Annotated in this window: 17 protein-coding genes; 7 read left to right on the plus strand and 10 right to left on the minus strand. The window is 66.5% G+C overall.

What is annotated here, in order from left to right:
• Positions 1-38 precede the first annotated feature (38 nt).
• Entirely contained in the window at positions 39-3,557 is a 3,519-nt protein-coding gene (gene mfd / locus ACXJMY_RS08915; RefSeq protein ID WP_456618948.1) for a transcription-repair coupling factor, read from the plus strand.
• A 2-nt stretch (positions 3,558-3,559) separates the two neighbouring features.
• Here the strand turns inward: mfd and ACXJMY_RS08920 are convergent, their stop codons facing one another.
• The 4 genes from ACXJMY_RS08920 to ACXJMY_RS08935 are packed head-to-tail and all read right to left on the minus strand — an operon-like array spanning position 3,560 to position 7,652.
• Entirely contained in the window at positions 3,560-4,396 is an 837-nt protein-coding gene (locus ACXJMY_RS08920; protein WP_456618949.1) for an SDR family oxidoreductase, read from the minus strand.
• Between the two features lie 57 nt (positions 4,397-4,453).
• A complete protein-coding gene (locus ACXJMY_RS08925) occupies positions 4,454-4,873 on the minus strand; it encodes an ester cyclase (protein ID WP_456618950.1) in 420 nt (139 codons plus the stop codon).
• Between the two features lie 57 nt (positions 4,874-4,930).
• Complete coding sequence (locus ACXJMY_RS08930) at positions 4,931-7,171, minus strand: molybdopterin cofactor-binding domain-containing protein (protein ID WP_456618951.1); 2,241 nt, start codon at positions 7,169-7,171, stop codon at positions 4,931-4,933.
• A gap of 10 nt (positions 7,172-7,181) precedes the next feature.
• Positions 7,182-7,652, minus strand: a complete 471-nt coding sequence (locus ACXJMY_RS08935) for a (2Fe-2S)-binding protein (RefSeq protein WP_456618952.1) — start codon at positions 7,650-7,652, stop codon at positions 7,182-7,184.
• A gap of 124 nt (positions 7,653-7,776) precedes the next feature.
• Between ACXJMY_RS08935 and ACXJMY_RS08940 the strand changes: the two genes are divergently transcribed.
• On the plus strand, positions 7,777-8,670 hold the full coding sequence (locus ACXJMY_RS08940; protein ID WP_456618953.1) for a LysR family transcriptional regulator: 894 nt from the start codon (positions 7,777-7,779) through the stop codon (positions 8,668-8,670).
• Between the two features lie 10 nt (positions 8,671-8,680).
• On the opposite strand, the gene ACXJMY_RS08945 is transcribed toward ACXJMY_RS08940, so the two are convergent.
• From ACXJMY_RS08945 to ACXJMY_RS08955, 3 genes are all read right to left on the minus strand, one after another.
• Entirely contained in the window at positions 8,681-9,904 is a 1,224-nt protein-coding gene (locus ACXJMY_RS08945; RefSeq protein WP_456618954.1) for a GGDEF domain-containing protein, read from the minus strand.
• A gap of 84 nt (positions 9,905-9,988) precedes the next feature.
• A complete protein-coding gene (locus ACXJMY_RS08950) occupies positions 9,989-11,491 on the minus strand; it encodes an AMP-binding protein (protein ID WP_456618955.1) in 1,503 nt (500 codons plus the stop codon).
• Positions 11,492-11,495: 4 nt separating this feature from the next.
• On the minus strand, positions 11,496-13,340 hold the full coding sequence (locus ACXJMY_RS08955) for an extracellular solute-binding protein (protein ID WP_456618956.1): 1,845 nt from the start codon (positions 13,338-13,340) through the stop codon (positions 11,496-11,498).
• 260 nt (positions 13,341-13,600) lie between these two features.
• On the opposite strand from ACXJMY_RS08955, the gene ACXJMY_RS08960 reads away from it, so the two are divergent.
• A complete protein-coding gene (locus tag ACXJMY_RS08960; protein WP_456618957.1) occupies positions 13,601-14,428 on the plus strand; it encodes an invasion associated locus B family protein in 828 nt (275 codons plus the stop codon).
• A 77-nt stretch (positions 14,429-14,505) separates the two neighbouring features.
• Here ACXJMY_RS08960 and hspQ read toward each other — a convergent pair whose 3' ends face one another.
• On the minus strand, positions 14,506-14,838 hold the full coding sequence (gene hspQ / locus ACXJMY_RS08965) for a heat shock protein HspQ (RefSeq protein ID WP_456618958.1): 333 nt from the start codon (positions 14,836-14,838) through the stop codon (positions 14,506-14,508).
• Positions 14,839-14,944: 106 nt separating this feature from the next.
• Between hspQ and ACXJMY_RS08970 the strand changes: the two genes are divergently transcribed.
• A complete protein-coding gene (locus ACXJMY_RS08970) occupies positions 14,945-15,898 on the plus strand; it encodes an AEC family transporter (protein ID WP_456618959.1) in 954 nt (317 codons plus the stop codon).
• A gap of 273 nt (positions 15,899-16,171) precedes the next feature.
• Here ACXJMY_RS08970 and ACXJMY_RS08975 read toward each other — a convergent pair whose 3' ends face one another.
• Positions 16,172-17,356: a UbiH/UbiF family hydroxylase gene (locus ACXJMY_RS08975; protein ID WP_456618960.1), complete on the minus strand. Its 1,185-nt coding sequence runs from the start codon at positions 17,354-17,356 to the stop codon at positions 16,172-16,174.
• Between the two features lie 86 nt (positions 17,357-17,442).
• Between ACXJMY_RS08975 and pcsA the strand changes: the two genes are divergently transcribed.
• From pcsA to ACXJMY_RS08990, 3 genes are all read left to right on the plus strand, one after another.
• Complete coding sequence (gene pcsA / locus ACXJMY_RS08980) at positions 17,443-18,210, plus strand: phosphatidylcholine synthase (protein ID WP_456618961.1); 768 nt, start codon at positions 17,443-17,445, stop codon at positions 18,208-18,210.
• A complete protein-coding gene (locus tag ACXJMY_RS08985) occupies positions 18,207-18,944 on the plus strand; it encodes a TerC family protein (RefSeq protein WP_456618962.1) in 738 nt (245 codons plus the stop codon). Before pcsA ends, ACXJMY_RS08985 begins: the two co-directional genes overlap by 4 nt.
• A 70-nt stretch (positions 18,945-19,014) precedes the next feature.
• A complete protein-coding gene (locus ACXJMY_RS08990; protein WP_456618963.1) occupies positions 19,015-19,989 on the plus strand; it encodes a quinone oxidoreductase family protein in 975 nt (324 codons plus the stop codon).
• Between the two features lie 154 nt (positions 19,990-20,143).
• Here the strand turns inward: ACXJMY_RS08990 and ACXJMY_RS08995 are convergent, their stop codons facing one another.
• Entirely contained in the window at positions 20,144-21,340 is a 1,197-nt protein-coding gene (locus ACXJMY_RS08995; protein ID WP_456618964.1) for an acetylornithine transaminase, read from the minus strand.
• Between the last annotated feature and the right edge of the window lie 127 nt (positions 21,341-21,467).

Raw genomic sequence — 21,467 nt, forward strand, 5'->3', positions numbered from 1 at the left:
GACCGTATCAAGTCGTTTCCGATCGCGGACCGCAACGCATGAAACAGCCGTTGAAGTCGCCGGCCGAGCTGCTCACGCCGGGCCGCGCGCTGACGCTTGCCAACGTCGCCGAAGGCGCCGAGGGCCTCGTCATCTCCGATCTCGCCCGCGCCATCGCGGCGCGGCCGAAGAAGCCGGCGGTCAGCCTCACTGTGATCTGCCGCGACGGTCCGCGCATGCAGCAGCTCGAGCGCGCGCTGCAATTCTTCGCGCCCGATCTGCCGGTGCTCCAGTTCCCGGCCTGGGACTGTCAGCCCTATGACCGCGTGTCGCCGCATGGCGGGGTTCTCGCCCAGCGCCTGACCACGCTGGCGCGGCTCGCCTCGCTCGCCGGCAGCGACAAGCCGCTGATCGTGCTGACGTCGGTGAATGCAATCGTGCAGCGCGTGCCCTCGCGCGATCTGGTCGCGGCGCAGGCGCTGTCGGTTGCGCCCGGCAACGTCGTGCCGATGGACACCATCGTCGCCTGGCTCGAGCACAACGGCTACAACCGCTCCTCGACCGTGCGCGAGCCCGGCGAATATGCTGTGCGCGGCGGCATCCTCGATCTGTTTCCGGCTGGCCTCGACCAGCCCGTCCGCTTCGACTTCTTCGGCGACAGCCTGGAATCGATCCGCTCCTTCGATGCCGAGACCCAGCGCACGCTGCTCGACATGCGCTCGCTCGACCTGGTTCCGATCTCGGAATTCCAGCTCGTCACCGACACCATCCGCCGCTTCCGCATGGGTTATGTCGCCGAATTCGGCGCGCCCGAGCGCGACGATGCGCTCTACGAGGCCGTCAGCGAGGGCCGCCGCCATCCCGGCATGGAGCACTGGCTGCCGCTGTTCCAGGACCGGATGGACACGCTGTTCGACTATCTGCAGGGCGCAGCCGTGGCGATCGAGCCGCAGGCCGAGGACGCCGTCCGCGAGCGCTTCAAGCAGATCCAGGATTATTACGAAGCCCGCCGCGATGCGATGGAGCATCCCGGCGGCGGCGCCATCTACAAGCCCCTGCCGCCGGACCGGCTCTATCTGACCGAGGACGAGTGGGGCAAGCGGCTCGCCGATGTGCCGCTGGCGCGGCTGACGCAGTTTTCGGTGCCTGCCGATGGCGCCACCATCGTCGATGCCGGCGCGCGCAAGGGCCGCGACTTCGCGCCCGAGCGCAACGACACCGCCGTCAACGTGTTCGAGTCCGTGGTCGCGCATGTGATGGCTTTGCACGCCCAGCGCAAGAAGGTCGTGATCGCGCTGTGGAGCGAGGGGTCGCGCGACCGCATGACCTCGATGCTGCGCGACCACAAGCTGACCCACACCACCAGCGTCAACAGCTGGCGGACGGTGCAGGCGACCCCGCGCAATGAGACCATGCTGGCCGTGCTCGGCCTCGAAAGCGGCTTCGAGACCGACGAGATCGCGCTCATCAGCGAGCAGGACATCCTGGGCGACCGCCTGGTGCGGCCGCGCAAGGCGAGCCGCAAGCTCGACAATTTCATCTCGGAGATCACGAGTCTGGCGGCCGGCGACATCGTCGTCCACGCCGACCACGGCATCGGCCGCTTCATCGGCCTCCAGACCCTCGACGTCGCCGGCGCGCCGCATGATTGTCTCGAGCTGCATTATGCCGCCGATGCAAAGCTGTTCCTGCCGGTCGAGAACATCGAGCTGCTGTCGCGCTACGGCTCCGACCAGACCACGGTCGAGCTCGACCGCCTCGGCGGCTCGGGCTGGCAGACCCGAAAAGCAAAACTGAAGAACCGCATCCGCGAGATCGCGGGCGAACTGATCAAGATCGCCGCCGAGCGGCAGTTGCACGAGGCGCCAAAGCTGCCGGTGCAGCCGGGCGTCTATGACGAGTTCTGCGCACGCTTCCCCTATGACGAGACCGAGGACCAGCTAGGGGCCATCGAATCCACGCTGAAGGATCTCGAAAAGGGCCGTCCGATGGACCGGCTGATCTGCGGCGACGTCGGCTTCGGCAAGACCGAGGTGGCCCTGCGCGCCGCGTTTGCGGTGGCGCTCGACGGCAAGCAGGTCGCGGTCGTGGTGCCGACCACGCTGCTCGCGCGCCAGCACCACAGGACGTTTACCGAGCGCTTCAAGGGCTTTCCCGTGCAGGTCGCGCAGGCCTCGCGCCTGGTCCCGACCAAGCAGCTCAACGAGGTCAAGAAGGGGCTCGGCGACGGCTCCGTCGACATCGTCGTCGGCACCCATGCGCTGCTCGGCAAGGCGATCAAGTTCCGCGACCTTGGCCTCCTGATCGTCGACGAGGAGCAGCATTTCGGCGTCAGCCACAAGGAGCGGCTGAAGGCGCTCCGGGCCGAGGTGCATGTGCTGACGCTGTCGGCGACGCCGATCCCGCGGACCTTGCAGCTGGCCCTCACCGGTGTCCGCGAGCTCTCGATCATTGCCTCGCCCCCGGTCGATCGCCTTGCGGTCCGCACCTTCGTCGCCCCGCATGATCTGCTGATGATCCGCGAGGCGCTGCTGCGCGAGCGCTATCGCGGCGGACAGGCGTTCTACGTGGTGCCGCGCATCGACGATCTCGCCGAGGTCAAGGATTTCCTCGACAAGAACGTGCCGGAGATGAAGGTCGCGGTCGCGCACGGGCAGATGCCGCCCGCCGTGATCGAGGACATCATGACCGCGTTCTACGACGGCAAGTTCGACATCCTGCTGTCGACCACCATCGTCGAATCCGGCCTCGACATTCCCAATGCCAACACGCTGATCGTGCATCGCGCCGACATGTTCGGCCTCGCCCAGCTCTACCAGCTCCGCGGCCGTGTCGGCCGCTCCAAGCTGCGCGCCTATGCGCTGTTCACATTGCCGGCGCAGCAGAAGATCACGGCGCAGGCCGAGCGCCGGCTCACCGTGCTGCAATCGCTGGAGACGCTCGGCGCAGGCTTCCAGCTCGCCTCGCACGACCTCGACATCCGCGGTGCCGGCAATATCCTCGGCGAGCAGCAGTCCGGCCACATCAAGGAGGTCGGCTTCGAGCTCTACCAGTCGATGCTGGAAGAGGCGATCGTCAACCTCAAGGCCGGCGTGTCCGAGCCCGCGGCCGACCGCTGGTCGCCGACCATCACGATCGGCATGCCCGTGCTGATCCCGGAGGACTATGTCGGCGATCTCTCGGTACGGCTGTCGCTGTACCGGCGGCTCGCCGATCTCGACAGCGAGGAAGAGATCGAGAATTTCGGCGCCGAGATGCGCGACCGTTTCGGCGTGCTGCCGGACGAGGTCCGCTATCTGTTCAAGGTCGCCGCGATCAAGGCGTTCTGCCGCCAGGCCAATGTCGGGAAGATCGATGCCGGTCCGAAGGGCGCCGTCATCGCCTTCCGCGACAACTCCTTTGCGCATCCCGACCGCCTGGTCACGTTCATCCGCAGCCACGGCCAGGCCGCGAAGGTGCGGCCCGACATGAAGGTGGTGTTCTTCCAGGACTGGGAGACGCCGGAAGAGCGGCTCGCCGGCACCACCGAGATCATGCGGCAGCTGGCGCAGCTCGCGCAGAGCAAGAAGGCGGCGTGACCTCAGAACGAGCCGTCTGTCGACCTGGACAGGTCCACGTAAGCTCGCAATTCCGCAAGGCGAGCTTCGAGGGCCGGGTGGACCACTGCGAGCGCGTCGCTGCCGGCGACGAACTGCCCGGGCGGATTGTCCATGCCGGCGATTTTGACCAGGATGTCACCGAGCCTGGCCGGGTCACCCTGCTGGGCGCCGTGATAGCCTGACCACATGTTTTCGGCGGTGCCTTCCGCGGCGTAGTCCTCGATCGTGCTGCCGGCATATTTGGCGTTGTGCGCATCGAGGAGGTCCGTCCGGAAGAAACCAGGTTCGACCGCCACGATCCTGATACCGAACGGCTCGACCTCGTGGGCCACCGATGCCGACAGGCCTTCGACCGCGAATTTTGCAGCGCTGTAGGCCCCGCAATGCTTGAAGCCGACGATACCCGCGAGGGAGCTGATATTGATGATCCGGCCGGATCTCTGCTTGCGCATCACCGGAAGTACCGCACGCATCACGTACATCACGCCGTAGAAATTGGTCGCGATCAGCCGCTCGATTTCGGCCGTGCTCAACTCCTCGAAATTGCCGAGCAGGCTGTAGCCGGCATTGTTGACGAGAACGTCGACGCGCCCGAACGCCTTGATCGCCGCGTCGACAGCAGGCTTCGCCTGTGCCTCGTCGGCGACGTCCAATGGGACGAATGCGAGATTGTCGCCCGCGACGTCGTTCAGGGCATTGCGGAGCTTGTCGAGGTTGCGGCCAGTCGCAACGACGCGATCGCCGGCCTTCAATGCCGCCTTGACGGTTGCCGCGCCGATGCCGCTTCCGGCACCCGTGATGAACCAGACCTTGCTCATGTTTATTCCTGTTCTCGATGTCGAAAGGGCGCCGTGCCGCGGCCTGCCGGTCGGCCGCTAGTTCGCAGGGACCGCACCTATTTGCTGAAGCAGTCCGAGCAGATCGGGTTGGCCGGTTTCTTCGATGATCTGTCCGTGAGAGAGGCGATAGATGTTCAGGGCCTGGACCGCGATCGTCTTCCCAGTCGATGAGGTGCCGAAGAAGGTGCCAAGGTGCGTGCCTCGCATGGTGAAGCGAGCAGCCACCTTGTCACCTTCGGCGACCATCTCCTCGAGCGTCCATTGAATATCCGGGAAGCCGCCGCGCATCATTTGGATGATTGCGAGGTAGCCCGCTGGGCCTCGCATCGGCTCGCTGCGTCCGGGGACATGGAAGATCGCATCTGGAGAAATGAGCTCCGCGGCCAGAGTCTCGCTGGCGGAGTTGATGAACTCCGTGAAACGGATCATCACTGCCTTGTTCGCCTCTGGTGTCATGACGTCATCTCTCTATTCATTGACGATGCCGATACTCGGAAAACGGCGGCCTGCCGGTCAGGCCAGTTTGAACGGCAACTGACGCAGCGGCTTGCCGGTCAGCCGAGCGATGGCATTGGCGAACGCCGGTGCCAGAGGCGGCAGGCCGGGCTCGCCCATGCCCGTGGGCGGCTCGGCGCTGGGCACGATGTGGACATCGAACTCGGGCATGTCGGTGATCCGCGCGACGGTGTAGCCGTCAAAGTTGCTCTGTTCGACGACGCCGTCCTTGAGCGTGATGGCGGAGCCCGGCAGGCACATGGAGAGACCGGTGACTGCAGCGCCCTGCACCTGGGCCTCCACGGTGCGTGGGTTCACGGCCAGATTACAATGCACGCCTGCCGTCACGCGGTGGAGCACCGGCCGGCCGTCTTTCACCAAGGCTTCCACCACATAGGCCACCACGGAATCGAAGGACTCGTGCACGGCCACGCCCCAGGCCCGGCCCTCGGCCAAGCGCGTCTTGCCGTAGCCGCTCTTCTCCACCGCCAGTTGCAGCGCGTCCCTGTGGCGCAGATGCTTGTCGCCGAACATCCGCATGCGATAGGCGACCGGATCCTGCTGCGTTGCGCGGGCGATCTCGTCGAGCAGGGTCTCCATCACGAAGGCGGTGTGGGTGGAGCCTACGCTGCGCCACCACAGCACCGGCACGTTGAGCTTGGGATGATGCACGGTCAGGCGCATCGGCAGCGGGTAGGGCTCGCGCATGCCTTCCGTCGCGGTGCCGTCGATGCCGTTCTTGACCTGGAACTGCTCGAACACGGAGCCCGTGGTGATGGACTGACCGACAATGACGTGGTCCCAGGCCAGAATGTTGCCGCGCTCGTCGAAGCCGATGCGGGCGCGGTGCAGGTGCATGGGACGGTAAAAGCCGCCCCGCATGTCATCCTCGCGGCTCCACAGCGTGCGCACCGGTGCGTTCAGCCCGGCGGCACGCGCGGCCTTCGCGATCTCGCAGGCCTCGACCACGGTGTCGCTCGTGCTGGAGAAGCGCCGGCCGAAGCCACCGCCGGCCATTTGCACATTCACAGTCACCTGCTCGGGCTTGAGGTTGAGCACACGCGCCGCCGCGCCCGCGTCCAGTCCGGCACACTGGCTGCCGACCCACAGCTCGGCGCGGCCCTCGCTGAGGGCAACAGTGCAGTTTAGGGGCTCCATTGCCGCGTGGGCGAGGTAGGGGAAGACGAACTCGGCTTCCAACTGCCGGGGCGCTGTGGCGAGCGGCGCCATATCGGCGTCGAACTTGCGCGGGCCGGGGCGGCTCGCCAGCTCGCGGTACTGGGCGAGCTGCCGTTCGCTGTCGACCTTCTCCACCTTCGCGGTGTCCCAGCTCAGCTTCAGCGCGTCGCGGCCCTGCGTGGCTTGCCAGTATCCGTCGGCGACCACCGCGACGCCTTCGGCGCCGCCATCCAGCGGCACGCGCAGCACGGCCTTGACGCCCTTGACGGCGCGCGCCGCGCTGTCATCCAGCGCGGCCAAGCGTGCCCCGAACACCGGCGGACGCGCCACGACGGCGGTCAACTGGCCGGGCAGGTGCGTATCGATGCCGAAATCCTGTCGTCCGCTGCTCTTGGCCCGCGCATCCAGGCGCGGCGTGGGGCGGCCGATGATGCGAAAGTCCTTTGGATCCTTCAGCACAACCTTCTCAGGCACAGGCTGCGCCATGGCGGCCGCGGCCAGTTCGCCGTAGCCGAGCTTGCGGCCGCCGGGGCCAAGCACCGTACCGGCCTGCGTGCGCAGGGTGGCCACGTCCACCTTCCAGCGCGCGGCGGCGGCGCCGAGCAGCATGGCCCGTGCGCGTGCGCCGAGTTCGCGATACTGCGAAAAACTGTTCTTGATCGAATGGGAGCCGCCGGTGAGGTGAATGCCGAACAGCGGATCGGCGTAGGCTGGATCGTTGGTGCCGTGCCGGCTGCGCACCAGGCTCCAGTCGGCGTCGAGCTCCTCCGCCAGGATCATCGGCAAGGCGGTGTGGACGCCCTGTCCGAATTCCAGTCGATTGATGGTCACAGTGACTTCACCGTTGCCGGCGATCTGGACGAAGGCTGACGGCTGCTGCGTCGGCTTGAGGGCGCTGGCGGCGTTACCACCACCGGTCGTCGCGCCCATCGCGATATGCGGAAAGGCGCCGAGCGCCAGCCCGGTGGCGCCGGCGAGTTTCAGGAAGCTGCGGCGCGGCAGCGTCTTCACGGTCTGCCCCCGTTCCAGCATGTGCTGGAGCGCGCGCGGCAGTTCACTGTAGTCGATGTTGGGCAACATGGCGGCTCCTTCAGGCGAGCGTGCGGGCGGCGTCCGCCACGGCGGCGCGGATGCGGACATAGGTGCCGCAGCGGCAGATGTTGCCGGCCATGGCCTCGTCGATGCTGTCGGCGGTGGGTTGCTGGCCGCGGGGCAGCGATTTGAGGAAGGCAATGGCGCTCATGATCTGGCCGCTCTGGCAGTAGCCGCACTGCGCCACGTCGTGCTTGACCCAGGCTGCATGCACGGCGGCACCGATGCGATCGGTCCCGTCGGTCGCCGCCTCGATGGTGGTGAGCTTTTTGCCCTCGGCGTCGGAGACGGGCGTGATGCAGGAACGAATGGCCTCGCCATTCATATGCACCGTGCAGGCGCCGCACTGGGCGGCGCCGCAGCCGAACTTGGTTCCCGTCAGCCCGATGACGTCGCGCAGCGCCCAGAGCAGGGGCATCGCAGGATCGGCATCGATCGTGACCTCGCGGTTGTTCACTATAAGCTTCATGCATTTTGCTCCTACGGACTATCGAGCAGACCAGAGGCCAGGGCCCGCACACAGCCAGATAACCCTGGTTGTCGATTCCGATTAGTCGCTATAATCCACATAAGCTTATGTATGCGGTGCATGAATGAAGCGAGACGATCTCTATGACCTCGCCGCCTTTGCCGTGGTCGCGGAGCAGGGCAGTTTCACCCGCGCGGCGGCCGAGCTCGGCATGTCGCAATCGGCGCTGAGCCATGCCATGAAGGCCCTGGAGGAGCGGCTCGGGGTGCGGCTGCTGTCGCGGACCACGCGCTCGGTGTCGACGACAGAGGCGGGCGAGACGCTGCTGCGTTCGCTGCGTCCCGCGCTGGACGAAATCTCCTCGGGCGTAAACGCGGTCGGCGCTCTGCGCGGCAAGCCGTCCGGCACCGTCCGCGTCACGGCAACCAAGCACGCGGTCTCATCCGTCGTGATGCCGGTCCTGCCGCGTTTTCTTGCGGCACATCCCGATATCCGCGTGGACATGATCGTCGATGACAATCTGACCGACATCGTCGCGGAGCGCATCGACGCCGGCATCCGATTTGGCGACATCGTCGAGAAGGACATGATCGCCGTCCGCATCGGACCAGACATCCGGATGGCCGTGGTCGGCGCCCCCTCGTATTTCGCAGACCATCCCGCGCCCAGGACGCCCCGCGAGCTCGCCGGCCATCGTTGCATCAACTACCGGCACGTCAGAACGGGTGGGCTTTACGCCTGGGACTTTGAAGAGAGGGGGCGGCCGTTCGAGGTTCGCGTCGAGGGGCCGCTCGTGTTCAACAACGCCGATCTGACTCGCGAGGCCGCCCTGGCGGGGCAAGGCATTGCGTATGTCTACGCGGATGAGGTGGCGGCGGACGTCCGGGCCGGGCGGCTCAAGCGAATTCTGGAGAGATGGTGCCCGACCTTCCCCGGCTATTACCTCTATCATCCCAGCCGGCGGCAGACGCCACCGGCCTTGGCCGCACTCATCGGTGCGCTTCGCTACAAGCCGTAGGCGCGGGCATCTAAGATGCTGCGCGGGACGCATCGGCTGACAGCCGCCCGAGCAGCGACCGCGCCGTATCCGACGGCGACAGCGAATCCACGCTGACGACGGGATCGCTGCGCATCTCGTGCTTGCCGTTCGAGGTGTGGCGCATCACCGCGGACAGGCGGCGGGCGATCATGTGCGCGGTGCGGAAGTCGGTCTCGGCGAACACGACGATCACCGAACCGTCCTTCTGGGCTGTGCCAAAGTCCATCTGCCGCATCAGGCGGCTCAGGATCCGCGCGGCGTCGAGCTGCGCGCGGGGATTGCCGGGATCGAAGGCGAAGCGCGCCACCGACAGGCCGCCGCCGCGGGCGAGCGTCTGCTCGACCGCCTTGGAAAAATCGCGGGCGAAGGCTTCCGTGGTCAGGAGCCCGCTGCGCGGATCGAGCCAGCCGCCGGCGTCGATCGAGCGCAACGTGCGGCTCAGTTGCGCTTCCATCGCGTGCTGGCGGATCAGGGGCAGCGCATTGGCGGCGACTTTCGCCGGCTCGCCCGGGATCAGCTCGAGATTGGGCAGGTCGTAGCTTTGCGTGAGCTGGTGTGCGGTGAGGATCACGGGCAGGCTGCGGAAGCGGGTGTCCTCGGCGAGCACCGTGAGAAAGGCGTCGGCGACGCGCGCGGTAAAACCTTCGGCGAGCACGACGCCGTCGATGTCGCGGGTGTTGAGATGTTTTGCGGCGGCCTCGATCGAGAGCGCGCCGACGACGCCGACGCGTTCACCGAGCGCGACGGAGAGTGCGGGATAGGCCGCGCCGCGGCCGATCAGGAGCACGGTGGCATCGCGCGCGGGATCGGCCTCCGGCAGCGCGACCTTCACCTCCGGCAGCCGGCGCAGCACCGTGGCATGCAGGGTGCGCACCCGGAGCGCAGCGCGCAACCGTGCGACCAGGCGGTCCGGATTGCCGCTGCGCGAGGAAAAGGGCAGGGCGTTCTGAGGCAGCATACCCGCCGCATCGAGCGCCACGAAGGGAAGGTAGGGCAATTGATCGGCGATCTTGTTCGCGAGCGACGCCATATGCGGCTCATGTCCGCCATTCGCCGCGGCAAGAACCGCGGCCGGCTGCACCTGCTCGACAGCGCGCGCGGCGCTGGCCCAATCGCTGTCGACGACGGGAAACAGCCGCGCCTCGTCCAGCGCCGCAATGAAGGCCGGCCGCTCGGCATTGGACACAAACAGGATCGGGCCAGCCTGGGACATCGCAAACTCTGATCACGCAACAGGTGCTGCGCAATCTAGTTTGGCCGCCTTAATGCAGCGTCAACGAATGGGCCAAAACTGCGCTCAACCCGGCCCGGAGCGGTCCCGAAAAGCCTCAACCATCAGGGGGTTAAGCCCGAGCTCGCTGAGCGCCTCGCGGGCGCGGGCATTGTCCTGGGCCCGGCCGGCCAGGCGGTGGCCGGAGAGCCGGTCGGGCAGCGCGGTGAGGAGGGCGCCCTGGCCGAGCCGGCGCGCCCATTCCTGGAGGTCGTTGGAGAGGAAACGGTAGCCGCCGACGGCCATGATGCCGGAGGGCGGCGCGGTGATGCAGATCGCACCGCTCGGGCGGTCGAGCCGTGCGGCGTAGCCGGTGTCGACATAGTCGCGCGGCGGCTGGGCCGTCAGGGTGTCACCGACCGGCTGCGGCGGGGCGTAGGCCGCGATCGGCACCATCGGTCCGCGCAGGCCGAGCGTGCCCTTCGGCGTCAGCAGGATCTCGCCGGCGATCGACGAGCCCGACTGCTCGCGGGGCGCCCCGTGCGGCCCGGGCATCACCGCCACCGGCATGCCGTCCTCGCCGCGCCTTGCGCCGAACAGTCCGGCCTCGCCGAACAGATAGACGTCGGTCAGCGGCGCATGCGGTGCGATCCAGGCATCGCTCGCCGCCACCTGCTCGGGCGCGCGCCACAGGCCGATGACGTTGCGCAAGGTCGGCAGCCGTGCCGCGAGGTCGGAATCGCCGAGCCGCAAGGCGAGCTGCGCCGGCGCAATCAGCACCTCGCATTCATGCTCGTTGATCTGCTGCTCCAGCACGTCGTTCTCGAACGGATGATGCAGCACCAGCGTTCCGCCTGAAAGCAGCCACACCGCGAGCGAGGAGGCGAGCCCCGCGAACGACATCGGCGTGAACGCCGTCATCACGGTTGCGCCCTGCCGGATGTCGGCTTCCAGCGACATCGCAAGGCCGCCCGCGATCAGGCTGAAATGCGGCCGCGGCACCGGGCGAAAGCCCTCCGCGGTGACGTCGAACGAGATCATCGCCGCCTTGCGGCCGTCCTGGATCACGGCGCGCGTGGTCCCGGGCGGGCGCGCCAGCACCTCGTCGAGCGCGGCCATGCCTTCGGGCAGGTCGGTGCCGAAGCCGCAGACGTGGCGGATCGAGAAGGCCTCGGCCGCCGCATGCATCGCGAGGTCGGAATAGCTGACGCCGTCGACCTTGCTCATGGTGACGATGGCGCGCGCCGCGGTGCGGTTCAGCGCCGCGGTCAGTTCCGCATGTCGCCACAGCAGCGGCAGCACGGCGACCACGAGGCCGGCGCGATGGGCGGCGAGCACGGTGAGCACGAACTCGACCGTGTTGGGCAACTGGATCGCGATGACGGAATTGGCCGGCAGGCCCGATTCGACGAAATACGCCGACAGCGCTTCGATCGCCGTGTCGGCTTCGGCATAGGTCAGCCGCCTCGGCTGATGCCCGGTCACGCGCGCCTTGTTGAGGGGATCGCGCAGCGCCAAAGCGTGCGGCTGCCGCAACAGCGTGCGCTGGAACAGCGTGTCGAGCGTCGGCGATACGGCTGGCTGGTTCACGGCGTCACTTCGCTTGAGGCTCACCCTTCGACCACCAGGTCTCCGGCAGATAGCCGGACAGCGCGGTAGCCTTTGGCCGTTCTATCCGATTCCAGCGCGCGATCCATTGCTCGGATACGTTAAACAGGGGGATTGTGTAGAAGCCGGCGATCAGGGCGCGGTCGAGCGCCCGCACCGCCGAGACGAAAGCCGTATGATCACGGCCCTCGAGCAGGGCTGCGATCATGGCATCGACCGCCGGATTCCTGGCGCCCATGTAGTTGCGGGTGCCCGGACTGTCGGCGGCGGCGCTGCCCCAGTAGAAATATTGCTCGTTGCCGGGCGACAGCGACTGGTCCCAGCGGTTCTGGATCATGTCGAATTCGTAGGCGAGCCGGCGCTGGTCGAACTGCACGGGATCGACCGACCGCACCGTCGGCTCGATGCCGGCCCGCTTGAGGTCGCGCTGGAAGGCGAGCGCGACGCGCTCCTGGTCGCGGGTCGTCACCAGGATCTCGAAGGTGAAGGGGGCCTTTGTCGCGCGGTTGCGCAGCACGGTGCCGTCGAGATCGTAGCCGGCTTCCGACAACAGCTTGAGTGCCGCGCGCAGCGTCGTCCGGTCGCGCCCCGAGCCGTCGGTCACCGGCAGGCGGTAGCTGCCGTCCAGGATGTCGGGCGGGATCTGCGCGGCAAAGGGCTTGAGCAGCTCGCGCTCGCGCGCATCGGCAGGGCGGCCATAGGCCGACAAGTCGGAGCCGGCGAAATAGCCGGCCACGCGCGAATAGAGTCCGAAGAAGTAGTTGCGGTTGACCAGTTCGAAGTCGAACAAGAGCGTCAGCGCCTGGCGCACGCGGATGTCGGCGAAGATCGGCCGCCTTGTGTTGAACACCAGGAATTCGGAAGGTTGCGGCACGCCGGGCTTGACGGTGTCGCGGATCACCTCGCCGCTCTTTGCGGCCGGAAAATCGTAGCCGTCGTGCCAGCGCAGCGGCTCGTGCTCGACGCGGAAATCATAGAGGCCGCGCTTGAAGGCTTCGAACTGGCCGTTGGCCTCGCGAAAATAGTCGAGCCTGATCTCGTCGAAATTGTAGAGGCCGCGATTGATCGGCAGGTCGCGGCCCCAATAATCCGGGTTGCGGGTCAGGGTCACGCTGGCGCCGGCCTTCACTGCCGTGACGCGATAGGGGCCCGAACCGACCGGGCCCGCCAGCGTCGTCTCCTCGAAGGTCGCGACGTCGACCGCGTGTTTCGGCAGGACCGACATCAGGCCGAGGATCAGCGGCAATTCCCGGTCGTTGGCGCCGGCGAGGTCGAAGCGGACGGAGAGGGGATCGAGCGCCTCGGCCTTGGTGACCTTGGCATAATACTGCCGATGGTTCGGGCGGCCGTGATCGCGCAGGAGCTGCCAGGAGAACAGGACGTCCTCGGCGAGCACCGGCTTGCCGTCGGAGAAGCGGGCGCGGGGATCGAGGCGGAACGTGACATAGCTTCGCTCGTCATCGGTCTCGACCGATCTGGCGAGCAGGCCGTAAAGCGTGAACGGCTCGTCATTGCCGCGCGCCAGCAGGCTCTCGACCACGTAGTTGCGCATCTGCTGCACCGCCAATCCCTTCACGATGAAGGGATTGAGGCTGTCGAAGGTGCCGAGGATGCCCCAGGTCAACCGCCCGCCCTTGGCCGCGTCGGGATTGACGTAGGGCATGTGGGTGAAATCGGCCGGCATCGCCGGCCTGCCGTGCATGGCGATGGCATGGGCTTCCTCAGCCCGTGCGCCGCCGGCCGACGCAACGACAAGCGCAAACCCAAGCGCAAACCAAAGGCTGCAAAGGCGGATGCCGGGGCCCTCGAAAAGGCGCTGGAACATGAACATTCGGACACGTTGATTCGAGGACCGGCGAGCCTGAATCTTATCACAGGGAATTTCACCGAGCGCAGGCTCGGATGCGGTCAAAGACGCTTGTCGGCATTGATCTTTTCGTCGGCCACGTTAAGAAGGCACCCAATCGCGCAAGAGCGCCGAGCCCGTCACTTAACTGCCTCAATTGACGGGGAGAGAGCCGCGCCCAAGGCGGCTTGGTTCGGTGCTTCGGAGCGGTTCGGGCGCTTCCCGTTCAGAAAGGGTTTTCTGCAATGAATTTCCGTTACTTGGCCGCGTCCGTCCGGCCGCGCGGGCGACTTCTCGCCTTGTTGACGGCGACGGCGTTGGCCGTTCCGTTTGCCGCCGAGGCCCAGACCCCGGCGCCGGCCCCTGGTGCGCCCGCCGCGCCCAAGGCGGCCCCGGCCCCGAAAGCTGCTCCCAAGGCTGCTCCCAAGGCTCCGGCACCGGCCGCTCAGGCTCCCGCCCAGCAGGCTCCCGCCGCGGGCGCCCCGGCGCAGCAGGGCGCGGCCCAGCCGGCCGACCAGCAGATCCAGCTGATCTACGCCCCCTGGACCAAGTTCTGCCTCAAGGGCCAGGACGCCAATGCCAAGCAGGTCTGCTTCACCGGCAAGGACGGCCGCATCGAGTCGGGCCAGCCGGTCATCGCCGCCGTCATCATCGAGCCGGAAGGCGAACCGAAGAAGATCCTGCGCGTGACGCTGCCGCTCGGCATGCAGCTCGTCCACGGCACCCGCATCATCGTCGACAACAACGCGCCGCTGCAGAGCCCGTATGTGATCTGCTTCCAGAACGGCTGCATGTCCGACTACGAGGCCACGCCCGAGCTCATCGGAAACATGAAGAAGGGCCAGAATCTCGTTGTCCAGGCGATCAATGCCAACGGCGCGCCGCTGACCCTGCCGCTGCCGCTCGCGGGCGAATTCCAGAAGGCCTATGACGGTCCGCCGACCGATCCGAAGGTGTTCGAGGAAAACCAGAAGAAGCTCCAGGAAGAGCTTCAGAAGAAGGCCGACGAGCAGCGCAAGAAGCTCGAGCAGGGCGGTGCTGTCCCTGGCGCGCCTCCGACCGCTCAGAAGTAGTCGGGACCAAATCCCGGACATGAAAAAGGCGCTCATCCCGAGCGCCTTTTTTCTGAACAATTGTATCTCGGCGGAGATCAGTTCAGGGACGGATTGCGCGGGCGATATCCGCCGCCCTTGTCCTTGATGAAGATCTCCGTGACCTGGGAGTGGCGGATCGGCTCGCCGGAATCGTCCGGGAGCAGGTTCTGCTCGGAGACATAGGCGACGTACTCCGACTCCGCGTTCTCCGCGAGCAGGTGGTAGAACGGCTGGTCCTTGTGGGGCCGCACCTCCTCAGGGATCGACAGCCACCATTCCTCGGTGTTGTTGAATTCCGGATCGATGTCGAAGATCACGCCCCGGAACGAGAAGATCCGGTGGCGAACGACCTGTCCGATCTGAAATTTCGCGGTCCGCGCTTTAATCATTCCCCGTCGATAGACCAGGATTGTGGCCGATGCTAGTGCCCTCATTTCGAATTAACCCGCTGGTAAGGGGCGGGTAACCCCCAATCCTTCAGAAAACACTTCACCAATGGTCGATATCCTCAATCTGGCCCTACCTTATTTTGGCCTGATCTTCGTCGGCTTTGCCTGCGGCAAGGCCAAGTCGCTGCCGGAATCGGGCCTGGCCTGGATGAACTTCTTCCTGCTCTACGTGTCGCTGCCGGCGCTGCTGTTTGCGATCATGTCGAAGACGCCGTTTGCGGAGCTGAACAACCCGCCGTTCCTGGTCGCCACCACGCTATCGACGGTTGCGGCGTTCACCCTCGCGCTCGTCGTCGGCAAGGTCCTCGGAAGGCTATCGCTGCGCGAGGCGACGCTCGCGGGCCTGTCCGGCGGCTACGGCAATATCGGCTACATGGGACCGGGGCTGGCGCTCGCGGTGCTCGGGACCAAGGCGTCGGCGCCGACCGCGCTGATCTTCTGCTGCGACAGCATCTTCCTGTTCACGATCGTGCCGCTCCTGATCGAGCTTTCCGACCGCGACCATCCCTCGCTCGTGCACGCCTTCGGCGTCGTGCTGAAGCAGATCGTGCTCAACCCGCTGATCATGTCGGCCTGTTTTGGCGCGGCAGTTGCGGCGCTGCATATCGAGCTGCCGGTCGCGCTCGACCGCACCATCACCTTCCTCCAGAACGCGGCGGCCCCGACCGCGCTGTTCGTGCTCGGCGTCACGGTGGCCTTGCGGCCGTTCGACCGCGTGCCATGGGAGGTGCCGGGCGTGATCGCGGTCAAGCTGCTGATCCATCCGCTCACGGCCTTTGGCTTGATGCTGGCGTTCGGCCCGTTCGCGCAGCCCTGGGCTGCGACGGCCGTGCTGATGGCGTCGCTGCCGCCGGCGCTCAACGTGTTCGTGATCGCCCGGCAGAATGACGCCTGGATCGAATCCGCCTCCGTCGCGGTGCTGCTCGGGACCTTCGCGTCCGTCGTCACGCTGACCAGCGTGATGTGGCTGCTCCAGACCGGCCGGCTGGCGTTTCCGTAGACACGCGACAGGTGCGCTCCCTCTCCCGCTTGCGGGGGAGGGTTGGGGAGAGGGTGTCTCCGCATCGGGATTATCCGAAGTTTGCGGAGAAAGCCCCTACGAGGAGAAAGCCCCCACCCGGCGCTTCGCCATAGCCAAGGCTTCGCCTTGGCGTCTCTTAGTATGACGGCCGCCAAGGGCGGCCTACGCCTCCCCCGCAAGCGGGAGAGGTTGCACCGAGCCCGCGGCGAACCAATTCAACCTAAGGCCATTCGCGCTTGGTTTCGCAGAACGCTACTTCCGCCACGTCGGCGTCAGCCCCTCGCGCATGGCAAAACGCCGGAGCGGGCCGACGGCGCCGAGCAGGTGCATGCCGACGGCGCGGACCGGCTGCAGCGGCAGGAAATCATTGAGCAGGGAGCGGTTGGCGATGTCGATCGCAAAGGTCCGGCTCAGGATGTCCGGACGCCGCGCCCGGTCGTAGCGCTCGAGCACGTCGGGCGCCCCGGGATCGTGGCCCGCCGCGATGGCCTCGCCGGCGAGCCGCGCGATATCGGCGGCATCCCGCAAGCCGAGGTTGAGGCCCTGGGCGCCGATCGGGGGAACCACATGGGCGGCTTCGCCGACCAGCGCGATGCGGTCGCGGGCAAAGGATTTCGGCCGTTCGATCGCCAGCGGGAACAGGTTGCGGCCGGGCTCGACCGTCATGCGTCCCAGGATCGAGTGCGACTGCTTCTCGATCGCGGCCGACAGATCCGCATCGCTTAGGCCGCGCAGCCGTTCGGCCTCGGCGGGGGCCGCGACCCAGACGACGCTGGAGCGGTCGCCGGGCAGGGGCACGAACACGCAAGGGCCGTGCGGGGTGTGGAACTCGGTCGAGACGTTGCGATGCGGCCGCGCGTGGCCGACGTTGAAGGTCAGCGCGGTCTGCGTCAGGTCGCGCCGCGTCACCGCAATGCCGGCGGCCTCGCGGCACAGCGAATGCCGGCCATCGGCCCCGACCACCAGCCGCGCCGTCAAGAACTGACCGGAGGCCGTGCGGATGGCGACGTCGTCGGCTTCGATGACGATGCTCTCGGCCTCGTCATCGAAACGGACGAGATCGGGGAATTCGGCCGCGCGCTCCTCCAGCGCCAGCATCAGCGAGCGGTTGTCGATGTTGTAGCCGAAGGCGTCGAGAGCGATTTCGTGACAGGAGAACCGTACCTCCGGCGCGCGGAACAGCCGGCCGGTATCGTCGACCAGCCGCATCACCTCGAGGGCTGCCGCCTTGTCCTTGCAGCGCGGCCAGACGTCGAGCGTGTCCAGGAGATCGACGGAGGCGCCGAGCAGCGCGGTAGTGCGGTTGTCGGCATAGGGCACGCGCCGCGCCACCAGCGCGGTCCGCGCACCCGCCTGCGCCAGTGCGATGGCCGCGCTAAGGCCTGCCGGTCCGCCGCCGATCACGGCTGCGTCAAAGAGTGTCGAGGCGTCTGTCATGGAACGACAATTGACACGCCCGGCGGCAAATTCAAGCCCGCTGATTTTGCCTGATTTTATGACGAATTGTGCGACTGAGCGCCGCAATGGCGGATGTGCAAATCGTTCTCATTCTGATAGCAGGAGCCATGGACAGCCAAGAGGATTCCCTGAAGCCCACGCCCGCGATCCGCGCCGCGGCCTTCTCGGTGCACATCTTCACCGCCTTCGGCGCGGCCATCGCGCTGCTGGCGATGCTGGAGGCCGTGCGCGAGCACTGGGCGGCGATGTTTCAATGGCTGGGTATCGCGCTGATCATCGACGCGATCGACGGCCCGATCGCGCGCCGGCTCGACGTCAAGAACGTGCAGCCGAACTGGTCCGGCGACGTGCTCGATCTCGTGGTCGACTTCGTCACCTATGTCTTCGTGCCGGCCTACGCGATCGTCGCGAGCGGCTTGCTGCTGCCGGTCGCGGCTCCCTTGCTCGGTGTCGCCATCATCGTCACCAGCGCGCTCTATTTCGCCGATCTGCGCATGAAGGCCGACGACAATCATTTTCGCGGCTTTCCGGCGCTGTGGAACGCGGCGGCGTTCTACCTGTTCCTGCTGCACTGGCCGCCGCTGTTGTCGACGCTGCTGGTCGCGGCGCTGGTGGTGCTGACCTTCGTGCCGTTCCACGTGCTGCATCCGGTCCGCGTCGTGCGGCTGCGCTGGCTGACGATGTCGCTGATCGGGATCTGGGCGCTGCTCGCCCTCTATGTGCTGGAGATGGATTTTCACGTCGGCATCGGCGTCACCGTCGCGCTCTGCGCGATCGCGCTCTGGATCGCCTTCAGCGACGCATTGATCCGGTTCGCAAGATCCTTCGCATGATGCACCTCCTGACCAGCCCCGAAGCCTGGGCCGCGCTGCTCACCTTGACCTCGCTCGAGATCGTGCTCGGCATCGACAACGTCATCTTCCTGTCGGTGATCGTCTCCCGCATCCCCGAGAAGCAGGCGCACCGCGCCCGCCAGATCGGTCTCGCGCTGGCACTGGTCTTCCGCATCATCCTGCTGAGCCTCCTGGTCTGGCTGATCGGCCTGACCGCGCCGGTATTCTCGATGAAGGGCTACGACTTCTCCTGGCGTGACCTCATCCTGATCGGCGGCGGCCTGTTCCTGATCGCGAAGGCGACGCATGAGATCCACGCCGAGGTCGAGTCCGATGAGGGAGAGGGCGATCAGGGCTCCGGCCGCAACGCCTTCTTCTGGGTGATCGTCCAGATCATCATCATCGACATCGTGTTCTCGCTGGACTCGATCATCACCGCGATCGGCATGGCGCAGGACATCGAGATCATGATCGCGGCCGTCGTGATCGCCTGCCTGATCATGTACATTTCGTCGGGACCGGTGTCGCGATTCGTCGCCGAGCATCCCACCACCAAGATGCTGGCGCTGGCGTTCCTGGTGCTGATCGGCGTCGCGCTGGTCGCGGACGGATTCCAATTCCACATTCCGCGCGGCTACATCTATTTCGCAATTGCGTTCTCGGCGGCGGTCGAGTTCTTCAATGTGCTGGCGAAGCGCAACCGCCGGAAGGTCGGCAAGCCCGCGTCGAGTTGACAAGGCGGGCGCGATGTCTTTCGCTTAGCCGCGAGAAGACCGAGAGCAGGAAGACCGAGGAGCTCAGGCGATGACCAAAGCCGTCCGTGTGCACAAGGTCGGAGGCCCCGAAGCCCTGGTCTATGAGAGCGTCGACGTGCCGGCGCCCGCTACCGGCGAGGTGCGCATCCGACAGCATGCGGTCGGGCTGAACTTCATCGACGTCTATTATCGCACCGGGCTCTACAAGGCGCCGGGACTGCCCTTCATCGCCGGCAACGAGGCCTCGGGCGAGGTCACAGCTGTCGGACCGGGTGTCACGAATTTCCATCCCGGCGACCGCGTCGCCTACTACTACAATCTCGGCGCCTATACCGGCGAGCGCAACATCCCCTGGGAGCGGCTGGTCAAGCTGCCCGACCACATCACCCACGAGCAGGGCGCCGTGCTGATGCTGAAGGGGCTCACGGTCTGGTATCTCCTGCACAAGACCTTCAAGGTCGAGCCGCATCATCGCGTGCTGATCCACGCCGCGGCCGGCGGCATCGGCCTGCTCGCCTGCCAATGGGCGAGGGCGATGGGCGCCCACGTCATCGGCACCGTCGGCTCGCGCGAGAAGGCCGAGCTTGCCGAGGCCAATGGCTGCGACCACGTCATTCTCTACAACGAGGAGGACTTCGTCGCGCGCGTCAAGCAGATCAGCCGCAACGAGGGCTGCGACGTCGTCTATGACGGCGTCGGCAAGTCGACGTTTCCGGGCTCGCTTTCCTGCCTGAAGCCGCGCGGCATGTTCGTTTCCTTCGGCAATGCCTCTGGTCCGGTACCGTCGTTCTCGATCGCCGAGCTCAACAATCACGGCTCGCTGTTTGCGACGCGGCCAAAACTCAACGATTACATCGGCAAGCGCTCGGAGCTGCTGGAAGGCGCCGACACGCTGTTCGCCGCCGTCATCAACGGCAAGCTGCACGTGCCGATCAACCACGCCTACGCCCTGAAGGACGCCGCCAAGGCGCATATCGATCTCGAAAGCCGCAAGACCACGGGCGCGTCGATCTTGAAGCCGTAGCTCCCGTGTCCCGGACAAGCTGCGACGCATAAGCGTTGCAGCGCAGAGCCGGGACCCAGATTGGCAACAAGGTACAATGCGGCGAGATGGGCCCCGGCTCTGCAGCGCACCGCCGAAGGGGGCGCTGCGCTGCGTCCGGGGCACGAGAGTGGCCTTACGCCACGCGTCGTGCCGCGCCGGCCTTGGTCAAGATCCCGTCGAGACAATCGATCATCTCGGCGATCTCTCCCTTCGTGACGTTCAGCGCCGGCATGAAACGGAGCGCGTCGACCTGCGGCGCGTTGAGGAGCACGCCGGCCTCGAAGGCCTGGGCGACGATGCCGGGCGCGATCGGCAGCTTGAGGTCGAGCGCCAGCAACAGGCCGCGGCCGCGCACCTCGCCGAGGCCATGCCGGGCCGAGACCTTCTGCAGCTCGCTTTCGAGCAGCAGGCCCGTCTCGGCGACCGCCTTCAGGAAATCCGGCTTGCCGACCTCGTCCAGGACCGCAAGCCCCACCGCGCACATGATCGGGTTGCCGTTGAACGTGCCGCCCTGGTCGCCGTGCTCGAAGCAGGAGGCGCGTTCGGTCGCAAGCAGCGCTGCGAGCGGCACGCCGCCGCCGATGCCCTTGCCGAGCGTCATGATGTCCGGCGCAATGCCTGCGTGCTCGTAGTGGAACAGCTTTCCGGTCCGGCCCATGCCGGTCTGGATCTCGTCGAAGATCAGCAACAGGCCATGCGCCTCGGTCAGCGCGCGCAGCTCCTTCAAGAACTGGTCGGTCGCCGGCCACACGCCGGACTCGCCCTGGATCGGCTCGAGCATCACCGCGACGGTGTTGTCGTTGATCAGCTTTTCGACCGAGGCGATGTCGTTGAGCTTGGCCTTCTTGAAGCCCGCGACCTTCGGCTCGAACAGCGGCGCGAACGCCTTCTTGCCCGAGGCCGACATCGTCGCCAGCGTGCGGCCGTGAAAGCCGCCTTCGAAGGTGATGATCTCGAACGCGCCGTTCCTGTGCAGGCTGCCGTATTTCCGCGCGAGCTTGATCGCGCCCTCGTTGGCTTCCGCGCCGGAATTGGCGAAGAAGACCTGGTCGAAGGCGCTGTTTGCGACCAGCGCCTGCGCGAGCTTCAAGCTCGGCTCGTTGTAGAAGGCCGGGCTCGGCGTCAGCAGCCGCTTGGACTGCGCGGTGAGCGCATCGGCGACGGCCGGCGGCGAGTGGCCGAGGCAGTTGACGGCCCAGCCCTGCACGAAATCGAGATAGCGCTTGCGGCTGTCGTCCCAGAGGTAGGAGCCCGCGCCGCGGACGAACACGGCCTTGGGCCGTGCAGTGATGTCCATCAGCGCGTCATACGGATGGGTGGCGTCGGTCATGTCGAACTCCTCTGGAGGCGGGTGGAAAAGGCGTGCGAAAAGTAAAAAGGCCGCACCTTGCGGGTGCGGCCTTCTCGAAAACTTAAGCTGAATTCAGTGGTTCAGCGGCGTCGTCGGACATGGCGCA

The organism is Bradyrhizobium sp. P5_C12, assembly GCF_054049735.1.